Genomic DNA, 19975 nt, shown 5'->3' with positions numbered 1-19975 from the left:
TAGAAGGCTGCTTGCAGCATAAGCTTGTAGTCATAACCACTTCAAACCATAACTTCAGAATTTTTATCCTAGTGATAACAATTTATTTATATCAAATAAAACAATCATCATCCTGATTTACATTTACCTTGATCTACTCCGGGTTAATGGAAGGGATAATTCAGGGGCTAGAGTAGCCTCAAGATGACTTTTGTTTTATCCTGAACATTAGAGAACCGCTTTCGCGGATATAAATATGATGAGCAAAAACGCTTTCGAGAAAATAAATAGCCTTTTCTCGGGAATTGTCGTTATAAAAAAATAGAAAAGAGAGAACGCAATGGGTATTCGTATCGTTCCTAAAGAAGAGTTAGGACAAGAAAGATTGAAAGAAAAAGGAATTGGTTTTATTCCACCAGTTCTGTTTCCTAACTTAAAAAGCTTATATCAGCGCCGTGCTGAGCGACTTAAAGAACTTGGTGCGGGAGAACATCCTTTTGCAGATTATCTGAATTTTGCCGCTGAAGTGGCAACCGCGCAACATAATGCACAGCATGATAATCCATTAGAAATGGATATGGCATCTATCCTTGAGCGTTCAACAAATACCAATAATTCGCCATTGGATGCAAAAACATTTCCACGCACAACACATTGGCACAAATTATTGACGGCAATTATTGCCGAATTAATGCCAGTCGTGCCTGAGTCTGTACGCCCTGCGTTAGAAAACCTGAATAAAGCGTCTGAAACAGAACTTGAAGCTATGGCAACTGCGCTGCTAAATGAAGAATTTGAAAAAGTTCCTGCGGATAAATCGATGTTTATTTGGGCTGCATTATCGGTGTATTGGGCACAAATGGCAGCAAATATCCCGGGTAAAGCGCGTGCAGAACATGGTGACCATCGTCATTTCTGCCCTGTATGTAATAGCATGCCAGTGTCGAGTATTGTGCAAATTGGTACATCACAAGGTTTACGTTATTTGCACTGTAATTTATGTGAAACTGAATGGCATATGGTGCGCGTTAAATGCAGTAACTGTGAGCAAACGGGTAAATTGAATTATTGGTCATTGGATGATGAAAATGCGGCAGTTAAAGCTGAAAGCTGTGGTGATTGTGGTAGCTATCTGAAAATCCTTTATCAAGAAAAAGAAGCTAAAGTTGAAGCTGTTGCTGATGATTTAGCGTCAATTATTTTAGATGCTCGCATGGAAGAAGAAGGTTTTGCACGTAGCAGTATTAATCCGTTCTTGTTCCCTGGTGAAAAATAAGCGGTAAAAGAGAATCGTGACTATGGCTGAATCAGACTTGGTTTTATATCGCCAACTTCCTGCGATTGATAAATTATTGCAACTCGATGAAGTGCAAATATTGATTGAACAATCAGGGGCTCACTGGGTCACTGCATGTTTACGTGAGATGCAAGAGCAAGCTCGAACCTGTATTGCACAGGCAGGGAAATTGCCTGCCTGGCAGGAAGATTGGGTAAAAGAGTTAGCTCAGCGCCATCAAGCTTTAGGGCAAAGTGCCCTAAAAAACGTGTTTAACTTGACCGGTACGGTGTTACATACCAATTTAGGCCGTGCGGTAATGTCGACCACAGCCATAAATGCGGTTAGCCAAGTGATGAGTTCGCCTGTCACATTAGAATATTCTCTAGATGGCGCGATGCGTGGGCATCGTGACCGTGCGATTGCTGATTTACTGTGTGAGCTCACTGGCGCAGAAGATGCGTGTATTGTTAATAATAATGCTGCTGCAGTTTTATTATTGTTAGCAACGGTTGCGAATGGCCAGCAAGTTATTGTTTCTCGTGGTGAATTAGTTGAGATTGGCGGGGCTTTTCGAGTGCCTGATGTCATGGCTCAGGCTGGCTGCCAATTAGTTGAAGTGGGAACAACAAATCGGACCCACTTACGTGACTATGAGAATGCGATTAATGATCAAACTGCACTATTAATGAAAGTGCATACCAGCAATTACAGTATTGAAGGATTTACTGCTGAAGTTGAAGGTGAAGAGCTTGCAGAGCTAGGTAGAAAGTACCAATTACCAACGGCAATTGATTTAGGCAGTGGTTCGATGATTGATATGACGGCTTATGGGCTACCCGCAGAACCCATGCCACAAAGTTACCTTTCTCAAGGTATTGATTTAGTTTCAATTTCTGGAGATAAACTTCTCGGTGGTCCACAAGCAGGGATTATTTTAGGGAAGAAGAAATGGATTGATGCAATTCAAAAACATCCATTAAAACGTGCTTTACGGGTTGATAAAATGGTTCTAGCTGCACTTGAAGCAACGCTAAAACTGTATTTAACGCCCGAAAAACTCACAACAGAATTACCCACATTACGTTGGCTAACACGAGATCCTGAAACTATTCGTGATAGCGCAGAAAGCATAGTTGTTGCTCTACAAGCCTTTTACGGGGATAAATTTATTGTTGAAGTTGAGCATTGCCTCTCACAAATAGGTAGCGGCTCACTTCCTATCGACCGTCTTCCAAGCTTTGCGGTAACCTTTACACCATTAAATGGAAAAGGTAGCACATTAGAGCAACTCGCTACGCAATGGCGTCAGTTACCTCAACCTGTGATTGGGCGTATGAAAGAAGGTAAATTGTGGCTTGACCTGCGCTGTCTTGATGATGAACATGCGTTATTACAGGCTTTACTTTCATGATTTTTGCGACAGCAGGCCATGTTGACCATGGCAAAACCTCATTAATTCAAGCTATTACTGGCGTAAATACCGCACACCTCCCCGAGGAAAAAAAGCGCGGAATGACCATTGACCTAGGGTATGCCTACTGGCCGCAGCCTGATGGTAGCTCGATTGGTTTTATCGACGTTCCAGGACACGAAAAGTTTTTAGCCAATATGTTGGCTGGGATTGGCGGTATAAATCATGCGCTTTTGGTTGTCGCTTGTGATGATGGTGTAATGGCGCAAACCCTAGAACACCTTTCTATTTTAAGACTAGCGGGTTGTGAAAATATCAGTGTCATACTGACGAAGGCTGACAGAGTTGATCATTCGCGAATTGAACAGGTCACGGAGCAAGTTACCTCTGAGTTGGCTCAGCAAGGTTGGCCAGATGCAAAACTATTTATTACGTCTATTGAAGATGGGCGTGGCATTGATGCGCTACGGTTATATCTGCAACAGCTTCATCAGCAAAGTGGTTCACATCCCAATATCCAACGTCGTTTTCGTTTAGCCATTGACCGCGTTTTTTTGGTTAAAGGTGCAGGGATTGTGGTGACTGGTACCGCGTTAGCGGGAAAAATTCACGTTGGCGAGTCACTTTGGGTGACTGGGGCGGATAAGCAAGTTCGTGTCAGAGGTATTCACCGGCAAAACCAAATATCTGAATTCGCTGTCGCGGGGGACCGTGTGGCTTTAAATTTGACAGGTGATATTGATAAAGAAAATATCACTCGAGGTGATTGGTTACTTGCAGAGCAACCCGCATTTATTGCAACACGGGTTATTGTCGAACTGGAATGCGATACATTAATTAAGCACTGGCAGCCTGTGCATCTCTATCATGGTGCAAGCCATATCACTGGCCGAGTATCATTATTAGTGGAACAAGGAGAAACCCCTGTTCTCGCAGAATTAATTTTAGATACCCCATTATGGTTAGTAGAGAATGACCGGTTAATCATTCGTGATATTAGCGCTCGCCAAACGTTAGGTGGGGCTCGAGTGATACGTTTGGTTTCCCCACGCCGAGGTAAAAGACTCCCAGAGTTTTTGGATTGGTTATCTAGGCTTTGCCGAGAACAAGACGAACTGGCTCACTTTAAGTTACAACTTCCACAAGGTGAACTTAATTTACGGGATTACAGTTGGGCGCGGCAGCTCACCCATGAGGCGTTAGATAACTTATTAGCAAAAACGGATGTGGAACGGGTTGGCAATCACGTTTTATCTATATTTAAAACGCAAATAGCGAAAGAACATATCGTTCAAACTCTTGAAAAATTTAATGAAATACACAGTGACCAAATTGGTGTTGGCAAAGCACGTTTAAAACGTATGGCTCTGCCTTCAATGAGTGAAGCATTAGCCTTTAAATTCATTGATGACCTAATTACTGACAATGTTATTAAGCAAACACGTGGCTGGTTGCATATGCCTCAACATGGGTTGGTTTTTGATGCGCAACAGCAGCTGATTTGGCAACAAATATACCCATTATTTTCACGTAATGAGGCGTGGTGGGTGCGTGATTTAGCATTAGAAAGTGGTTATGAAGAAGATACGATGCGCCGCGTGTTAAAAAAGGCGGCACAAATGGGGTTAATTACAGCAATAGTTCGTGACCGCTATTATAGTCATGAACAAATTAATTATTTTGCTTCACTTATTTATCGTTATTGCTTGGAAAATGAAGCTATTTTTGCGGCTGATTTTCGTAACGAATTAGGGATTGGCCGAAAACTCGCGATTCAAATTCTTGAGTTTTTTGATAAAAGCGGTTTTACTCGTCGTAAAGGCGATGGTCACCATTTACGAGATAAAGGCATTTTCGTTGAATAAATTGAGTGTTTTAATCCGTTATAGTAGTGCTTCATAGCAACCTCCAATATTAAACTTGTGGTAAAACTAATGAAGAAAAAGTTATTTGCAGGCTTTTATCTGGCATTGATCTTTATTGGCTCCCTTTTCTTAGTCTTTGAAAAAGGTAGTGTAATTTATCCTGCACTCATATCGGTCAGTGTATATGCCGTTTTATTCGGTATTTTAATGGTGCTAACAGCCCGCTGGTTATTTTCTGTGATTATTACCAGTACATTATTTATCATCATTAAATTCCTGAACCAGTTAAAAGTTCATTATTACAAAGAACAACTCTTCTTTAGTGATATCAATATCATGACGGACACTTCCAATATGGGGACCTTGGGTCATTATTGGTTAGCGGGTGTCGCATTGGTCGGGTTGCTTATATTATTAGTCATTAATGGGGTTATTAGCTGGCGGTTGGTCAAACCAAGTAAATCAAAGATTACCCGCGTTATTGGTGTCGTTCTTATTGTTGCAGGTTATTTTAGTATTAACTTCACAAGCTCACATTATTATGACAGATGGTCTCAGACGTTGCCAAAAGGCCGAGGGACAGTGACCAATATTATTATGTCAGCACAAAATGCGAGTTATCAGTCTCCTGAATTTGCAGGTTCAGCTGATTACTTTGTGAAAAAAGCAGCTGCTATCTCCCTAGAAAATAATATGGTATCAGAAAAGCCAGACATCGTTTTATTACTACAAGAATCTACTGTTGACCCACATATTTATGATTTACCTGAAGGAACCAAGCTTCCCAATTTATTTATGTTCCAGCAAGATAATGGCGTAAGTGCGCATAGTCAGATGCGGGTACAAACTTTTGGAGGGGGAACTTGGTTATCTGAATTCTCCGCCTTAACTGGCTTAAATAGCGATGATTTCGGTGCGCAAAAAAGCGGTGTATTTTATTTTATCGTTGACCACCTTAAAAATAGCTTATTCAAAGAAATGAAGGCCAACGGTTATTATACTGTGGTACTTACTCCTTTTAATAAAGGTGCATACCATTCAGGCCATGCCTATGAAACGCTTGGGGTTGATAGAATTATTCAACCACAAGAACTTGGCTACCCAGGAAAACTACAAGATAACTTATGGACGATCAGCACCGATGATATGCTGAAATACGTGAAAGAAATCTTAGCTCAAGAAACAGATAAACCTGTATTTATTTTCTCTCTTACCATGTATGAACATGGCCCTTATAAAGAGAGTCATAGTGATGACTATGGCATAAAAGACAAAATTAAAAACCCTGATGCTGCGGGTGAATTTAGCCATTATATGGACAAAATCGTCACTTCAGATGCATCAATACGCGATTTTGCAGACTTTATTGAAAAACGTGAGCGCCCGTTGATGTTTTTATATTTTGGTGACCATCAACCAGGCATTAGTTTAAATCAGTATAATTCTTCATTTTCATCTCCCGCTTACTTAACACAATTTACCTTACGGGATAATTTAAAATCAGGGACGGTGATCAAAACGGGCCAGCTAACCGATATTTCCTTCTTAGGCGGTATTTTATTGGAAAGGGCAAATTTAAAAATTTCCCCATTTTATGAGGCCAACATCAAAATGCGTCACTTATGTGATGGCAAGCTGAATGATTGTGAAGACCAGAAGTTACTTGATAGCTACCGTAACTATGTTTATGGAACTTTAGAAGCGGCTAACGCCAATAAAGGTGATATGCAATAGTATGTTATTATCAGCCGTAGATATTTACGGCTGATCCCCTCTTTTTTGTTATTTCCTACCTAAAATATTAATACTTTCTTAAAATTTATTATTTTTTTAGGCTTTCTTGTTTTAATAACAAAACCATTCGTTATTATTTTTGTCTTAATTTTAGGTATTTTTTCTGTGAAATTTGGTGCTCATTTAGAGCTTAAGAATGGTTTAACGCTAGAAGACAATGAATATGAAATATTTGGTCACGGGAAGTGCGGGTTTTATTGGTTTTAAGCTTTGCCAGCGTTTATTAGAGGACGGACATGAAGTTGTTGGGATTGATAACTTAAATGCATATTATGATCAAGGGCTTAAACAATCCCGTTTACATTTATTGGAGCAGTTCCCTTTATTTCGCTTTATTCATCTTGACCTCACTGACCGTGAAACCGTTCGGGTATTGTGTACCCAAGAGCAATTTGACCGAGTCATTCACCTAGCAGCACAAGCGGGGGTCCGTTACTCATTGGAAAACCCATTTGCTTATGCAGACAGTAATTTGACTGGTCACCTCGCTATTTTAGAAGGCTGTCGCCAAGCAAAAGTGAAGCATTTGGTCTATGCCTCTTCAAGTTCGGTGTACGGAGTAACCGATAAGACGCCATTTACCACGGACATGGCAACCGATCACCCTATTTCACTGTATGCGGCAACAAAGAAAGCCAATGAATTAATGGCGCACTCATATTCACATTTATATCAGTTGCCGACTACAGGGCTGCGCTTCTTTACGGTTTATGGCCCTTGGGGACGCCCAGACATGGCTTTATTCAAGTTTACGAAAGCTATTTTGGCGGGCGAGCCTATCGATGTCTATAATAACGGCAATCTCAGTCGTGATTTCACTTTTGTTGATGATATTGTCGAAGGTGTGATCCGTATTTCAGATATAATTCCACAAGCAAACCCGAATAACCCTTCGGCATCACCGGCAGAAAGCAGCGCGCCATATCGAATCTATAATATTGGTAATGGTCAACCCGTTAAATTGATTGAATTTATTTCTGCACTGGAAAAAGCACTGGGTAAAGAAGCGATTAAAAACTTTTTACCTATGCAAGCGGGGGATGTATACACCACTTGGGCGGATACAGAAGACTTGTTTAATGTGACAGGTTATCGCCCACAAGTTTCTATTGAGCAGGGTGTTCAGGCATTTGTGGATTGGTATCGTTCTTATTACCACCAATAATATCAATAAGCTGTAACATCTTTAGCAGGATTTGAGAGGCAAGTTTGAAAATAGCAATCGCAGGAACCGGTTACGTCGGCTTATCTAACGCCATGTTGCTGTCACAACACCACGAAGTGGTCGCCGTGGACATCATCCCTGAAAAAGTGGCGATGTTAAACAACCATCAATCACCGATTGTTGATGCAGAAATTGAGCAGTTTTTAACGGAAAAGACGCTCAATTTTCGCGCTACAGAAGATAAAACAGAGGCCTACACAGGCGCTCAGTACGTGATTGTGGCTACACCAACTGACTATGACCCAAAAACCAATTACTTCAATACTAGATCGGTTGAGTCTGTTATTCATGATGTGAATGAAATTAACCCGCAAGCGACGATCATCGTAAAATCCACTATTCCGGTGGGCTTTACCGCGCGTTTACGTGAAGAATTTGGTTATACCAACGTGATTTTCTCTCCTGAATTTTTACGTGAAGGCCGCGCTTTGTGGGATAACTTGCACCCGTCCCGTATCGTGGTAGGAGAGCGTTCTGAGCGCGCGAAAATTTTTGCGGATTTACTGCTTGAAGGTGCAATTAAAAAAGACGTTCCCGTGTTATTTACCGACGGCACCGAAGCCGAAGCCATTAAGCTGTTTGCCAACACCTATTTAGCGATGCGTGTGGCGTACTTTAATGAGCTCGACACCTATGCAGAAAGCCGCGGTCTAAATGCACGCCAAATTATTGAAGGAGTCTCTTTAGACCCACGTATTGGCAGCCATTATAACAACCCATCATTCGGTTACGGTGGTTATTGTTTACCAAAAGATACCAAGCAACTGTTAGCTAACTACGATGACGTGCCAAATAACTTGATTAACGCCATTGTGGAATCGAACCGCACCCGCAAAGACTTTATTTCCGATGCAATCATTGCTAAAGCACCACGTAAAGTCGGTGTTTATCGCTTAGTGATGAAGGCAGGCTCTGATAATTTCCGCGCCTCTGCGGTACAGGGTGTGATGAAACGCATCAAAGCCAAGGGTATCGAAGTGGTGGTGTATGAGCCTGTTTTAAAAGAAGAAGAGTTTTTCCGCTCTAAAGTTATTCGTGACTTAGAGACTTTCAAAGCAGAAAGCGACATTATTTTAGCCAACCGGATGGTGCCTGAGCTGGAAGATGTGGCAGAGAAAGTCTATACCCGCGATTTATTTGGTAACGACTAAGCGGTTTTTATGAGAGTAGGTTGGCACTATGGTGACCTGCTCTCATAGATAGAGCCGTACAGCTTTTCTAAAACCTTACCAATTTTGAGGTATATCGCACAACTTACCTATTTTTAGACGCCATTTTGCAACAATCGCTAAGAAATGTCGTTTGCCATTTGCTAGCATCCGTCAATTGATTAAAAATTGGCTATTTTGCTATGCAGAACATAATAAAAAAACAAAGAGACGGTTTTATCACCTATCAAAAAGAAGGTGAGATAGATTTTTGGCAAATTGTTAATGATTATATTGATAGGAAGATCTCGGGTAAAAATTTAGGTAGCGGAAATATTGAGAGAAGTGTTGCTCGTATTCATGTAGATGGGCAAAACTATATTATTAAATGTGAAAAAGAACGGGATAAGCGTATTGAAAAACGGTTAATGCGTATTATTTCAGGACCTTTTTATTCACAGTTATTAATGCGATTAGTCTCTGCTCAAAATAAAGGTTGTATGGTAACCAATGACATCTATTTCGTTGCTGAAAAAATGGTCGGTCGTGAGTCAGTAGAAACATGGATTATTGCGGAATATGTGGAAGGAACGGTTTTATCTGAACTGGATGATATTACGCCTTACTATGCAGAAATGAAGTCTGTCATTAACCAATTACATAACTATGGTTTATCTTCTAATGACATCCATGCAGGAAACTTTGTTGTAACCAATGTGGGGCTAAAGGTTATTGATTTATCAGATTATGGTAATTTTGCTATTTGCAAAGCGAATGATTTAATTGCATTACAGCGTTTTTACGATATTGAACCCGATAGCAAAAATTGTGTTTATCGCTTTATTCGTTTTAGAGATAACTTTCGTCATTGGTCAAGAAAAATAAGAGGAAAGAAAACTCGGCTTTAGTGTGCTATGCCAAGTTTTCATTACTACTAAATTACCGAAAATAACAAAGTTACCGATCACAACAAAACTATTGATAAAGCGCATCTAAAAATTCAGGGATAAAACTGCCCGTCCCATGGCAGCGCTGGGTTGCGGTTTCTCCGGCTTGCTTCATGATAGCGCAAGCAGCGGCAACATTTTGCAGCCTATCACCAGGTAGAGCACAACATGCAGCAACCACCGCAGAAAGAGCGCATCCCGTACCGACCACCCGAGTCATTAAAATATGGCCGCCAGTCACCGCAAAGGTGCGTGTTCCATCGGTGATGTAATCCACTTCACCGCTTATCGCAACAATAGTCTTAGCTTGTCTCGCTAATAATTGTGCCGCGGGGAGTGCATCATCAGTGGAGTTAAGGGAATCAACGCCTCTGCCACCTGCACTGCTTCCTGCTAACGCCATAATTTCAGAAGCATTACCGCGAATAGCGGCAGGTTTGAGTGTCAACAATTCATGGCAAAAATGGGTACGAAAGCTGAGCGCACCTGCAGCGACAGGGTCAAGTACCCAAGGTTTTTGTGCTTGATTTGCACTGTTAACCGCACATTTCATCGCATATCGACGCTCTGTCGTTAATGTGCCCACATTAATTAGTAAGCCATGTGCGATAGCGGCAAACTGCTCAGCTTCTTCGGGTTCAATCACCATGGCTGGGGAACAGCCGAGTGCTAATAGGACATTGGCAGTGAAGGTCTGAACAACATCGTTTGTCATGCAATGAACAAGAGGAGATTGAGAATTAAGTTGCTGTAGTACCAGTGATTTCGCCGTGTTACTGATGTGTTCAAATTCTAACATGATCCCCTCATTAATAGTGATAGAGTATAGGTTTGTTGATTTATTCTACACTCTATCTGTTTTAATGAAAGAACCGCTTAATCAGCAAGGTACTTCTCCATTACCATTCCACCAGCACCCTGAGCAACGATTTCATATGAATCATTGGCGGGATAAATGCGTGTCTTAATATGAGGGAAAATAGCGAGTTTTTCTTCAATCGACTTTTTGGTCATCTCAAAAAAGTGATTTTTAGGTGTTAGGGTGCCGCCGCACACCACCACATCGGCTTGCGTCGTTAAAATAGCATTAGCGATGGCGATACCATAATAATAGGCCGCCTCACCCAGCGCTTCAAGGCACAGGGCATCATCCAATGTGAGAGCTTGGAAAATAGTATGGTAGCTAATTTCAGACTCATTATTAACTAATTCATTGATTATTGAACTTTTACCCAACCTCAGTTGCTGGATCACCCGTGACTTAATCGCAGACAGTGAACTATATTGCTTTAAACAGCCAAATGACCCACATTCACAGCGCTGGCCATTAATATCAATCGTTGTATGGCCAAAGGCTTGAGCTGTACTAATGGGGGCCGGAGCATATTGGTTATTGATGATGGTGCAACTGCGAATATCAGTATCACAGGTTGTGAATAAAAATCGTTGGCTATCCGAGGTATAGCGCAAACGATACTCAGCAAAAGCCGCAAAACTAATCCCACTTCCGAGTAACACAAAACAAGGAACTTTACTGGAAATGTAGTCATGAAGTTCTTTTATTCTTGTGTGGTATTGATGATATGGCAGTTTATCACGTTCTAAAATATGGTCGATGGCGATGCCGATACCCAACAAGCTTTCTACGCTAAGTCCATGTTTAGCTAATAAAATATCTAATTTGTTGAGCAGATGAACTATCATATTTTCTGCGGTTTCTAGGTGCTCATATTTCACTTTTACCATACCTAAAATATCCAATTTTAGGTTTTGTAAAACAATCGTTGAATATATATCACTCATTTCAATGCCAACAAGATAACCATCTGCAGCATTAATGTTATAGAGGATTGGTTTGCGGCCACCGGTCGACTCTCCGAGCTCAGAAGTCGAAATTAAGTGATTTCTCCCCAGTTCGTCGAGTAACCGAGCACAAGTTGCTGGTTTCATGCTAGCCAGTGATGTCAACGTCTCTGCCCTAATGGGACCATGGTTTAAAATTAATCGGTAAAGCGTTTTGAGTTTTTGTGTTTTTGAATTTTTTGAGGTGCGAAATTCATTTAATAGTGTATGTAACAAGCGCCTCACTCCTTTTCATTCCGACTCTATCGATAAAGACTAGCAAATATACGCATAAGATTCTGCTTCATGTGGCACATCATATCGAAATACTTTTTATTAAAATGAGATTAAGATCGCTGTTCTGTTTCTAAATTGCTTTATGATCGATTTTAACAATTTTTAGTCGATGTCAATTTGGAGACAACCATGCATCATACAAAAGATATTCTAGAAAGCTTGAGTTTTATTCAGTCTCGTACAGATATTAAACCAACAGTAGGTATTATTCTGGGTTCAGGACTCGGCCCATTCGCGGATACATTAGAAAATGCAGTGCATATTCCTTATAGCGAAATTCCACACTTTGCTAAATCTGAAGCGGTAGGGCATGCCAATGAATTGGTGGTCGGCACCATCGCAGGTAAAAATGTGGTTGCCATGAAAGGCCGTTTCCACTATTACGAAGGCTTTACCCTTGACCAAGTCACTTTCCCTGTGCGTTTGATGAAAGCGTTGGGTGTTGAAAAATTGATTATCACCAATGCCTGCGGTGCGGTAAATACCGACTTCAACCCAGGTGATCTGATGATTATTACCGATCATATTAATTTAACTGCAAATAACCCACTGATGGGGCCAAATAACCCTGAATTAGGGGTGCGTTTCTTGGATGTCAGTGAGGTGTATAACAAAGAATTACGCCAAACAATCAAGAATGTAGCGGCTGAACAAGGTGTTTCTGTCCGTGAAGGTGTTTATGCATGGTGGACAGGCCCAACTTATGAAACACCTGCCGAAATTCGTATGATCAGAACCTTAGGCGCAGATGCTGTTGGTATGTCTACCGTACCAGAAGCTCTGGTCGCTCATCATTCACAAATTAAAACAGTGGGCATTTCCTGCTTAACCAATATGGCTTGCGGTATTTTAGAACAGCCACTTAGTCATGACGAAGTTATTGAAACAGCTGAAAAAGTTAAAGCGACCTTCTTGAAATTAGTGACAGGCGTGATCGAACGCTTCTAATTTTTTAGGTTCTTTTTCTCAAACTAATATAAAGATGTCCATGACACTAAATAAGGTGAATATTGAAATGAAATTTAAAGGTCTAATTTTAGTTTCTTTAGGCGCTTGTAGTTATGGCATCCTTTCAACACTCGTCGTGTTGGCCTACCGCGCAGGGTATTCCTTGAATGATGTCATCGGTAGCCAAACGGTATTAGGTGCGATTTTACTGTGGTTTTTTGTTGTCGCAGGCGTATTAGTTAAAAAAGCACGTCTAGTATGGCCAACACGTCGGCAAGGCCTATTAATGTTACTCACTGGGATGACAACCGGGTTAACCGGGCTTTTGTATTATGCATCATTGCAATATTTATCCCCTGCACTTGGTGTCGTACTCTTTTTGCAATTTACATGGATGGGGGTTGCAATTAACGCATTTATTGACCGCAAAATTCCTCCCGTAATGACCATGGTGTCAGTTGTGGTGATATTAATTGGAACAGTATTAGCGACAGGTTTGTTAAACAGTTCAGGGATCGTGTTTCACTGGCTTGGTGTGCTATTAGGATTATGTGCAGCATTATCGAACGCTATTCGTGTTTACGTCAGTGGAGCATTAGCGGTTAAAACAGATCCTATGATGCGTTCTGCAATTATGGTAACAGGGGGCGCAATTTTGACATCAATTGTTGTTCCGCCAACATTCTTATTGAGCGCATCAACGTTTCAATCTCTATTTTTCTCATACGGATTACCTCTGGCTTTCTTTGGTTCTTTCTTCGGTATGTGGATGTTTGCCAAAGGTACTCCACTGATCGGTACCAGTTTAGCGACCATTGTTAGCTCAATGCAGTTACCTGTCACGATTTTATTATCCGTAACAGTATTGCATTTACCTCTTGAATTCATTCAGTTTGTTGGTGTTGCTGTCATCCTTATGGGTGTTGCCATTGCTGAGTTGAAAATAAAAACAAATAAATATAACTCCAAACGGAGCCTTGTATGAATATTAAATCCCGCTTGAAAATCATGCTTTTCCTGCAATATTTTGTTTGGGGAAGTTGGTTAGTTACACTCGGCTCGTACATGATGAAAACATTGAGTTTTTCAGGTGCAGAAGTCGGTATGGTGTATAGCTCAAAGGGTATTGCTGCCATTTTAATGCCCGGGCTTATCGGAATCATTGCAGATAAATATATTCCAGCAAATCGTTTATATATGATTTGCCATTTAATTGGGGCTGCTGCATTGTTTTATGCCGCAACAGTCACAAGTTCAACTATCATGTTCTGGGTGATGTTAATTAATGCAATGGCCTTTATGCCAACAATTGCACTCTCAAATAGCATCAGTTATTCATCATTAAGCCAATATCAGCTCGATTCAGTGAGTAACTTTCCACCTATTCGTGTGTTTGGTACGGTAGGCTTTATTGTTGCAATGTGGAGCATTAGCTTATTGAAATTTGAGCTAAGTAGTATGCAGCTTTATATTGCAGGTGGTTGTTCATTGCTTTTAGCGCTTTATTCACTAACTTTGCCAAAAATTGAAGTCAATAAAAAAGCGATTTCAAGTAGTTGGATCAGTAAGCTAGGTTTAGATGCTTTGGTGTTATTTAAAAAGCCTATTATGGCGGTATTTTTCTTATTCGCTATGTTACTTGGCGCTGTTTTACAAATCACGAATACATTTGGTAACCCATTCTTGCACGACTTCGGGCTGAACCCGTTATACCAAGATAGTTTGGTGGTACAGTATCCATCGATATTATTATCGATCTCTCAGATGGCTGAAGTGTGTTTTATCTTAGCAATTCCATTTTTCTTGAAACGCTATGGCATTAAAACGGTCATGTTATTAAGTATGTTCGCTTGGACACTACGCTTTGGTTTCTTTGCGTTTGGCGACCCATCAGCCATTGGTTTGATGTTCTTGATCATGTCGATGATTGTTTATGGCTGCGCATTTGATTTCTTTAATATTTCAGGCTCTATATTTATTGAAAGAGAAGTAGATACGCGTATGCGTGCGAGTGCCCAAGGCTTATTTATGACAATGGTTAACGGTGTTGGGGCCTATTTTGGTGCGATACTAAGTGGATTGGTTGTCGACTATTACACCGTGGATGGTATTAAAGATTGGCAAATGATTTGGTTAGTTTTTGCTTCTTATACTGTTGTATTGGCAATAATATTCCAATTTACGTTCCATTATCACCATGATAAAGACGCAGCACTGAAAGAAGCCAAATCTAGCTAAGATAAATCGTTATAAATAACATTCAATTTAAGAGAAAACCATAAATTTGGTTTTCTCTTTTTTGTTAGTTTTAACATTAAACATAATTACGTTTACCGCGTAAAATATGCTCAGTCAGCGTTTCTTCCGCAAGGGTAAATTCTTTTGCTTTGAGTTGCTCAACCAATTGCTGATGTTGGCGTGTAGATTCATAATAATATTCATTGCGATAAATAGGGTCGGGCTGAAAATATACTCGCTGGCGAATATTGTCCGCTAAATCTAAGAAAACTGAGTTATCCAGTAATTCTAAGAAGAAACGGTGGAATCGTTCATCTTCTTTTATCCAACCTTGATAGTCATTTTCCTTCAATAATTCATTTTGCCGCTCAATAATGGTCTCTAAAATAGAAAAATGCTCATTAGTTAAATATTCACGCACTAATTTAATTGCATGTGACTCAATTGCTAAGCGTAAATCATAATTATCTCGAGTCTCTTTTAACGATAGTTTCTGAATAAAAACACCTTTTCGAGGGATAATTTTGACTAAGCCTTCATTTTGCAATTGATATAAGGCTTCGCGAATTGGGGTGCGACTCATACCGAGTTCCTCAACTAAGCTATTTTCAGAGGTATAACTTTCCTCTCCAAATTGCTTACTGAGAATTTTATGCTTAATTGCGGTATAGGCTTGTTGGCTTAGTGGTTTATCTTTCATCAGGATCTTGTGTTAATAATAGAAATTTTAGTGAGTATAGAAAGGAATAGGCTGGTATACAAGTAATGCACTAGTTTTATATTATTTAGGGCGCTGTTAAATTTTGGTGGGTAATTGAACTTAACTTGTTGAATAAACCAGCATCCTTGCCAGTTTTTTAGACTAATACAGCTCAGGGCGCCGGTTTTGCATGCAAGGTAATTTTTCTCGTGTTTCTGCGGTATGCTGCGTTGATATTTCAGCAAAAAATAGTGTTTCATCGTAGCCAGCAGAGGCAATGGTTACGCCAAGCGCATCACAAACAAGGCTGCGGCCAATAAAAATATTACCAGTTTGGTCACATGCGCAGACAGGAATTGTGTTCTCCAAAGCGCGTGCTTTAACTAATGTTTGGTAATGCTCCTCTTTAAGTGGCCCACTTACCCATGCTGTGGGAACGAGTATAAGGTCTGCGCCAGCTAAGGTTAGTTTTCGAGCAACTTCTGGGAAACGCAACTCATAACAGACTAAAACGCCAATTTTGCCAAATTCAGTTTCCACAGGTTTTAACGCATTATTACTTTGAATAATGTTGAGGGATTCCTGATATGAAAAGGCATCGTACAGGTGGGTTTTTTGGTAATGATAGATAAGCTCACCTTGGCGGTTCAACATAACTGTCGTGTTGAATGCTCTTTTCGGCTCATTCGGGGCACTTTCATAAATTCCACAAGTCACATAAATACCGCATTGTTTAGCGGTTTTTGCCAACTCGGAGACAAAAGGGCCATCAACAGGCTCTGCGACATCGGCATAGCTAATACCGCTATCTGCAGGAACAAATGCCATGAACATTTCCGGCAATAGGACGAGGTCGGCACCGCCTTGAGCAGCTTTTTGTATAGCGTCACAGGCTTTTTTTAAATTTAGAGCTTTATCTGGGCTACTGGCAAGCTGAGCAATTGCAATTTTCATGGAGTCTCCTTATTCAAAAAATTTAGCTGCACCTGAAATCGCCGCTAATGTTTCACCAGCATCAATGCGCTTTTTAACATCAATTTCAGCATGTTGAGCATTAAGGGCTCGTTGACGATATTCTTGCAGAGTAACTTCATCGGCGACTAAAATACCATCACCATCTGCGATGATTAAATTACCGGGATGAATCGTTACGCCATCTATACTAATTGGCACATTAATTGCGCCTTCAATACCTAAGATTCGCGTCGTCAACGGGCTCACTTTACGTGCATAAATAGGAACACCAATCTCACGTAATGCTTTGATATCAGTGACACAACCATCAATAACTGCGCCGGCAATTTTCTTTGCCCGTGCCATGTAAGAAACCATTTCGCCCCAACAAGCACGATCATAATCCCCAGACATATCGATACAGACAACATCGCCTTCTTGCACGATGTCGAAAACCTTATGTACAGCAGATGAATCCATATGCGGAATACGTACAGTTACAGCATTACCAATAAATTGGCACTGTTCAATTTGTGGGCGTAATGTTTTTAGAAAACCGAAGTCAGTCATGTGTCCAATAGTTGACGGGCAAACATCACGGCAACTTTCGATAACTTCTGGGCTAAAACAGGCAACTCGAGGATTTAATGTAAACATAGGGACACCTTTATTTATTGAATATAATGTGTTTTGGGTAAAAATTAGTCAGGATTAACGGCAGCAGCTAAAGGTTTATCAGGCTGAATGAAAAACCAGCAAACAATCGCTAAACTGATAGGTATCACATTGAAAAGTAAAGCGACGGTCCAGCCAAAATGCTGTGCAAGCCAGCCACATAAAATAGGGGAAATAACACCACCGAGATTACCCCACAAGTTCATCCATCCACTGACCGAGCCAGCATATTGGCGGCCTTTATCTGCTGCGATTGCCCAAGAGGTCACAACTGGTAATCCTAGAGAACCGAGCGCAAGGGTTAGCCATGCAACACTGGCGATGGCACTTTCAGTTTGAGCTGCGCCGCAAATCCCCACGATAAATAGAATAAAACCGGCAATCGCGATATAGCCCCTAGCGACTAACTGCGAGTACCCTTTGTTGAGTAACCAATCAGAAATTGAACCTGCAGTGAGTACTGCGATACAAATTGCTAACCAAGGAAAACTGGCGGCTACGCCCATTTGGGTTAATGAAAAGCCTCGAGCTTCTTGTAAGTAGGTGGGTAACCAAATCATGAATAAAGTGGTCATATAGGCAACAAAAAAATATTGGAAGCCAACAGCCCAGAAAGGACGTTCTTTCATAAATTTGCGCCAAGGGGCTTTAACATCAGTACCGCCTTGCTCACTAATTGTTCGGCCTTCATGGATGAATGCGATTTCACTTTGAGAAATTTTAGGGTGTTGCTCAGGCTTATTTCTGGCAAAAAAATACCAAACCATGCCGATAAGAATGCCAATCACACCAAATATATAGAAAACGGCATGCCACCCGAATGAAATCATAATAAATACGGTAAGAGTGGGGGCAATCACAGGCCCAAAATAGGAACCGGCAAGTAAGAAGCTAGCGGCTCGTGCCTTTTCATTTTGGCGAAACCACCATGTATTAAAAACGGCATTTGCAGGATAGAGCGGCGCTTCCCCAACGCCGAATAGGAAGCGTACGATACATAGCCAAATATAGGTAGGAGCCACGACAGTTAAGATGGTAAATGCAGACCAAATATAGAGGCTAATAGTCGCGATCAGTCTGCTACCAAACCGTTCTGCAAGTATACCGCTTGGGATTTGGGCTAGTGCATAGCCAAGAGAAAATAACGCACCCAAAAAGCCAAATTGAACTTTGCTCATTCCTAAATCGGTCATCATATGTTCGGCCACAATGGAAATATTGGCGCGATCCATATACGCAATCAAACCGATAATAAAAAATATTGCTGCTAATCCCCAACGTAAACGCCCTGGTGAGTCTTTCGTTGCTGGTGTTACAACAGAATCATTATGTGACATAGAGTTACCTTTTTATTGGTTTGTCGAGGTAATCAACCTTATTGTATTTATATTGAATTCAACTTGTATACAAGATGGATGTTAATAAGCAGTTATTGAGGTGTCAAAGATCTGTTTTGTTATCTGTGACTGAACTCAAAACATTTGATTGATTTATGAGCGAGATCTTATTTTTAGGAAAATAGATAGGTAATAAATTTTATTATGAAAAATCAAGTTGTTATGATTTCATGGGGAACGATTTAATCGACGTTACTAATTATTTGAGAAAGAATAATTAATACTGCTTCGGTATAAATTTTTTAATATCGTCGAAGGGTTGTTGTGGAATATAGCTTCAAAAATCGTGACAACTAGCACCTATTTCGAGTAAATATTGAGAATATCTCCAAAAAAAGCCAAACGATAATTAAGGTCGATTAGCTTTTTATGGATTAAAATCGTCAAGGAGTGATTATTCAATATTCTGAATTTGTTCTCTCATTTGCTCGATTAATACTTTGAGTTCAACTGCAGAGGTTGTAACTTCGCTATTAATTGATTTTGACGCTAACGTATTAGCTTCGCGGTTGAATTCTTGCATCATAAAGTCAAGGCGGCGACCAGTTGCCTCTTTTTTCTTCAAGATATTACGCGTTTCTTTAACGTGAGCTTCTAGTCTATCCAGTTCTTCTGCAACATCAACACGTTGAGCCAATAGAATAAGTTCTTGTTCCAGACGGTTGTTATCCACTTGAATATCAGCTTCTTCTAACTTATTTTGTAAGCGTTCACGTTGCCACTGTAAAATTTCTGGCATATGTTGACGTACTTTTGCGACTTCAACTAAGACGCCATCAAGGCGTTGTTCGATGAGTGCATGCAATGAAGCACCTTCAGCTTCACGGCTTTGAATGAAAGCATCAATAGCTTCATCTAAGCCTGCCAGTAACTGTTCGCTGATGACATCTAAATCTTGTTCACCTGCTGACATCACACCCGGCCAACGCAAAATTTCTAATGGGTTTATTTCACCTTCATGGCTGTAATTTTTAACCCAATTCGCAGCACTGATTAATTGGCGTGCTAATTGTTCATTTAGGATTAATTCACCACGATTTGCGCCATCTAACTCAAAGCGTAGGCTGCATTCTACCTTTCCACGTGTTAGGCGAGAACGCAGACGTTCGCGAATAACGGGCTCAAGGCTTCTGAATTGCTCAGGTAAGCGAATATACGTTTCTAAATAACGTTGGTTCACGGAACGCAGCTCCCAGGCCGCATTCCCCCATTCACCCTTGATATCCCGACGGGCAAAAGCGGTCATACTACGGATCATAATTCGTTCCCATTATCG

17 protein-coding genes are annotated in these 19975 nt (G+C 40.7%); 10 read left to right on the top strand and 7 right to left on the bottom strand.

What is annotated here, in order from left to right:
- The first annotated feature begins 319 nt into the window (after positions 1-319).
- From fdhE to PSE72_RS14850, 7 genes are all read left to right on the top strand, one after another.
- Positions 320-1255 carry a formate dehydrogenase accessory protein FdhE gene (fdhE, locus tag PSE72_RS14880; protein WP_004906186.1) on the top strand — a complete coding sequence of 312 codons (936 nt, stop codon included), beginning with the start codon at positions 320-322 and terminating at the stop codon, positions 1253-1255.
- A 22-nt stretch (positions 1256-1277) separates the two neighbouring features.
- Positions 1278-2669, top strand: a complete 1392-nt coding sequence (selA, locus tag PSE72_RS14875; RefSeq protein ID WP_115168223.1) for an L-seryl-tRNA(Sec) selenium transferase — start codon at positions 1278-1280, stop codon at positions 2667-2669.
- Positions 2666-4534 carry a selenocysteine-specific translation elongation factor gene (selB, locus tag PSE72_RS14870; protein WP_115168222.1) on the top strand — a complete coding sequence of 623 codons (1869 nt, stop codon included), beginning with the start codon at positions 2666-2668 and terminating at the stop codon, positions 4532-4534. The genes selA and selB overlap by 4 nt, the downstream gene beginning before the upstream one ends.
- Positions 4535-4603: 69 nt before the next feature.
- The gene (locus tag PSE72_RS14865) at positions 4604-6268 is read left to right on the top strand and encodes an LTA synthase family protein (RefSeq protein ID WP_272575751.1); all 1665 of its coding nucleotides are present in this window, start codon (positions 4604-4606) and stop codon (positions 6266-6268) included.
- A gap of 223 nt (positions 6269-6491) precedes the next feature.
- Entirely contained in the window at positions 6492-7493 is a 1002-nt protein-coding gene (locus PSE72_RS14860) for an NAD-dependent epimerase (RefSeq protein ID WP_004906856.1), read from the top strand.
- Between the two features lie 44 nt (positions 7494-7537).
- Positions 7538-8704, top strand: coding sequence for a nucleotide sugar dehydrogenase (locus tag PSE72_RS14855; protein ID WP_115168220.1), 1167 nt, complete (start codon positions 7538-7540; stop codon positions 8702-8704).
- 200 nt (positions 8705-8904) lie between these two features.
- On the top strand, positions 8905-9609 hold the full coding sequence (locus PSE72_RS14850; RefSeq protein ID WP_272690995.1) for a lipopolysaccharide core heptose(II) kinase RfaY: 705 nt from the start codon (positions 8905-8907) through the stop codon (positions 9607-9609).
- A gap of 67 nt (positions 9610-9676) precedes the next feature.
- On the opposite strand, the gene thiM is transcribed toward PSE72_RS14850, so the two are convergent.
- On the bottom strand, positions 9677-10447 hold the full coding sequence (gene thiM, locus PSE72_RS14845) for a hydroxyethylthiazole kinase (RefSeq protein ID WP_004906861.1): 771 nt from the start codon (positions 10445-10447) through the stop codon (positions 9677-9679).
- Positions 10448-10524: 77 nt separating this feature from the next.
- A complete protein-coding gene (locus PSE72_RS14840) occupies positions 10525-11598 on the bottom strand; it encodes an ROK family protein (RefSeq protein WP_272690998.1) in 1074 nt (357 codons plus the stop codon).
- Positions 11599-11916: 318 nt separating this feature from the next.
- Here PSE72_RS14840 and PSE72_RS14835 point away from each other — a divergent pair, with 318 nt between their 5' ends.
- The 3 genes from PSE72_RS14835 (at position 11917) to PSE72_RS14825 (ending at position 14973) form a co-directional block, all read left to right on the top strand.
- A complete protein-coding gene (locus PSE72_RS14835) occupies positions 11917-12735 on the top strand; it encodes a purine-nucleoside phosphorylase (protein ID WP_115168217.1) in 819 nt (272 codons plus the stop codon).
- A 67-nt stretch (positions 12736-12802) separates the two neighbouring features.
- Positions 12803-13720, top strand: coding sequence for an EamA family transporter (locus PSE72_RS14830; RefSeq protein ID WP_115168216.1), 918 nt, complete (start codon positions 12803-12805; stop codon positions 13718-13720).
- A complete protein-coding gene (locus PSE72_RS14825; RefSeq protein WP_109912530.1) occupies positions 13717-14973 on the top strand; it encodes a nucleoside permease in 1257 nt (418 codons plus the stop codon). Before PSE72_RS14830 ends, PSE72_RS14825 begins: the two co-directional genes overlap by 4 nt.
- 76 nt (positions 14974-15049) lie before the next feature.
- On the opposite strand, the gene PSE72_RS14820 is transcribed toward PSE72_RS14825, so the two are convergent.
- From PSE72_RS14820 to PSE72_RS14800, 5 genes are all read right to left on the bottom strand, one after another.
- The gene (locus PSE72_RS14820) at positions 15050-15673 is read right to left on the bottom strand and encodes a GntR family transcriptional regulator (RefSeq protein ID WP_109912529.1); all 624 of its coding nucleotides are present in this window, start codon (positions 15671-15673) and stop codon (positions 15050-15052) included.
- A gap of 162 nt (positions 15674-15835) precedes the next feature.
- Positions 15836-16627, bottom strand: a complete 792-nt coding sequence (locus PSE72_RS14815; RefSeq protein WP_115168214.1) for a carbon-nitrogen hydrolase family protein — start codon at positions 16625-16627, stop codon at positions 15836-15838.
- Positions 16628-16636: 9 nt separating this feature from the next.
- Positions 16637-17284, bottom strand: a complete 648-nt coding sequence (locus PSE72_RS14810; protein WP_004906874.1) for an RraA family protein — start codon at positions 17282-17284, stop codon at positions 16637-16639.
- Positions 17285-17328: 44 nt separating this feature from the next.
- Positions 17329-18639 (bottom strand): MFS transporter, encoded by a 1311-nt coding sequence (locus PSE72_RS14805; RefSeq protein ID WP_109912527.1) that lies wholly within the window; start codon positions 18637-18639, stop codon positions 17329-17331.
- A gap of 454 nt (positions 18640-19093) precedes the next feature.
- Positions 19094-19957: a YicC/YloC family endoribonuclease gene (locus PSE72_RS14800; RefSeq protein WP_004906895.1), complete on the bottom strand. Its 864-nt coding sequence runs from the start codon at positions 19955-19957 to the stop codon at positions 19094-19096.
- Positions 19958-19975: the final 18 nt, after the last annotated feature.

Source organism: Providencia sp. PROV116, assembly GCF_028482485.1.
Classification (GTDB): domain Bacteria; phylum Pseudomonadota; class Gammaproteobacteria; order Enterobacterales; family Enterobacteriaceae; genus Providencia; species Providencia rettgeri.
Note: the sequence above shows the minus strand (reverse complement) of the source record. Positions and strands in the feature narration are given on the sequence as shown.

Excerpts from the sequence above, each read along its gene's own strand:
- PSE72_RS14830 (WP_115168216.1), top strand. The coding sequence starts at position 12,803 with ATGAAATTTAAAGGTCTAATTTTAGTTTCTTTAGGCGCTTGTAGTTAT.
- PSE72_RS14860 (WP_004906856.1), top strand. The coding sequence starts at position 6,492 with ATGAAATATTTGGTCACGGGAAGTGCGGGTTTTATTGGTTTTAAGCTT.
- thiM (WP_004906861.1), bottom strand. The coding sequence starts at position 10,447 with ATGTTAGAATTTGAACACATCAGTAACACGGCGAAATCACTGGTACTA.
- selA (WP_115168223.1), top strand. The coding sequence starts at position 1,278 with ATGGCTGAATCAGACTTGGTTTTATATCGCCAACTTCCTGCGATTGAT.
- PSE72_RS14805 (WP_109912527.1), bottom strand. The coding sequence starts at position 18,639 with ATGTCACATAATGATTCTGTTGTAACACCAGCAACGAAAGACTCACCA.
- PSE72_RS14810 (WP_004906874.1), bottom strand. The coding sequence starts at position 17,284 with ATGTTTACATTAAATCCTCGAGTTGCCTGTTTTAGCCCAGAAGTTATC.
- PSE72_RS14865 (WP_272575751.1), top strand. The coding sequence starts at position 4,604 with ATGAAGAAAAAGTTATTTGCAGGCTTTTATCTGGCATTGATCTTTATT.
- PSE72_RS14815 (WP_115168214.1), bottom strand. The coding sequence starts at position 16,627 with ATGAAAATTGCAATTGCTCAGCTTGCCAGTAGCCCAGATAAAGCTCTA.
- PSE72_RS14800 (WP_004906895.1), bottom strand. The coding sequence starts at position 19,957 with ATGATCCGTAGTATGACCGCTTTTGCCCGTCGGGATATCAAGGGTGAA.
- selB (WP_115168222.1), top strand. The coding sequence starts at position 2,666 with ATGATTTTTGCGACAGCAGGCCATGTTGACCATGGCAAAACCTCATTA.
- PSE72_RS14825 (WP_109912530.1), top strand. The coding sequence starts at position 13,717 with ATGAATATTAAATCCCGCTTGAAAATCATGCTTTTCCTGCAATATTTT.
- PSE72_RS14820 (WP_109912529.1), bottom strand. The coding sequence starts at position 15,673 with ATGAAAGATAAACCACTAAGCCAACAAGCCTATACCGCAATTAAGCAT.
- PSE72_RS14840 (WP_272690998.1), bottom strand. The coding sequence starts at position 11,598 with ATGAAACCAGCAACTTGTGCTCGGTTACTCGACGAACTGGGGAGAAAT.
- PSE72_RS14835 (WP_115168217.1), top strand. The coding sequence starts at position 11,917 with ATGCATCATACAAAAGATATTCTAGAAAGCTTGAGTTTTATTCAGTCT.
- fdhE (WP_004906186.1), top strand. The coding sequence starts at position 320 with ATGGGTATTCGTATCGTTCCTAAAGAAGAGTTAGGACAAGAAAGATTG.
- PSE72_RS14850 (WP_272690995.1), top strand. The coding sequence starts at position 8,905 with ATGCAGAACATAATAAAAAAACAAAGAGACGGTTTTATCACCTATCAA.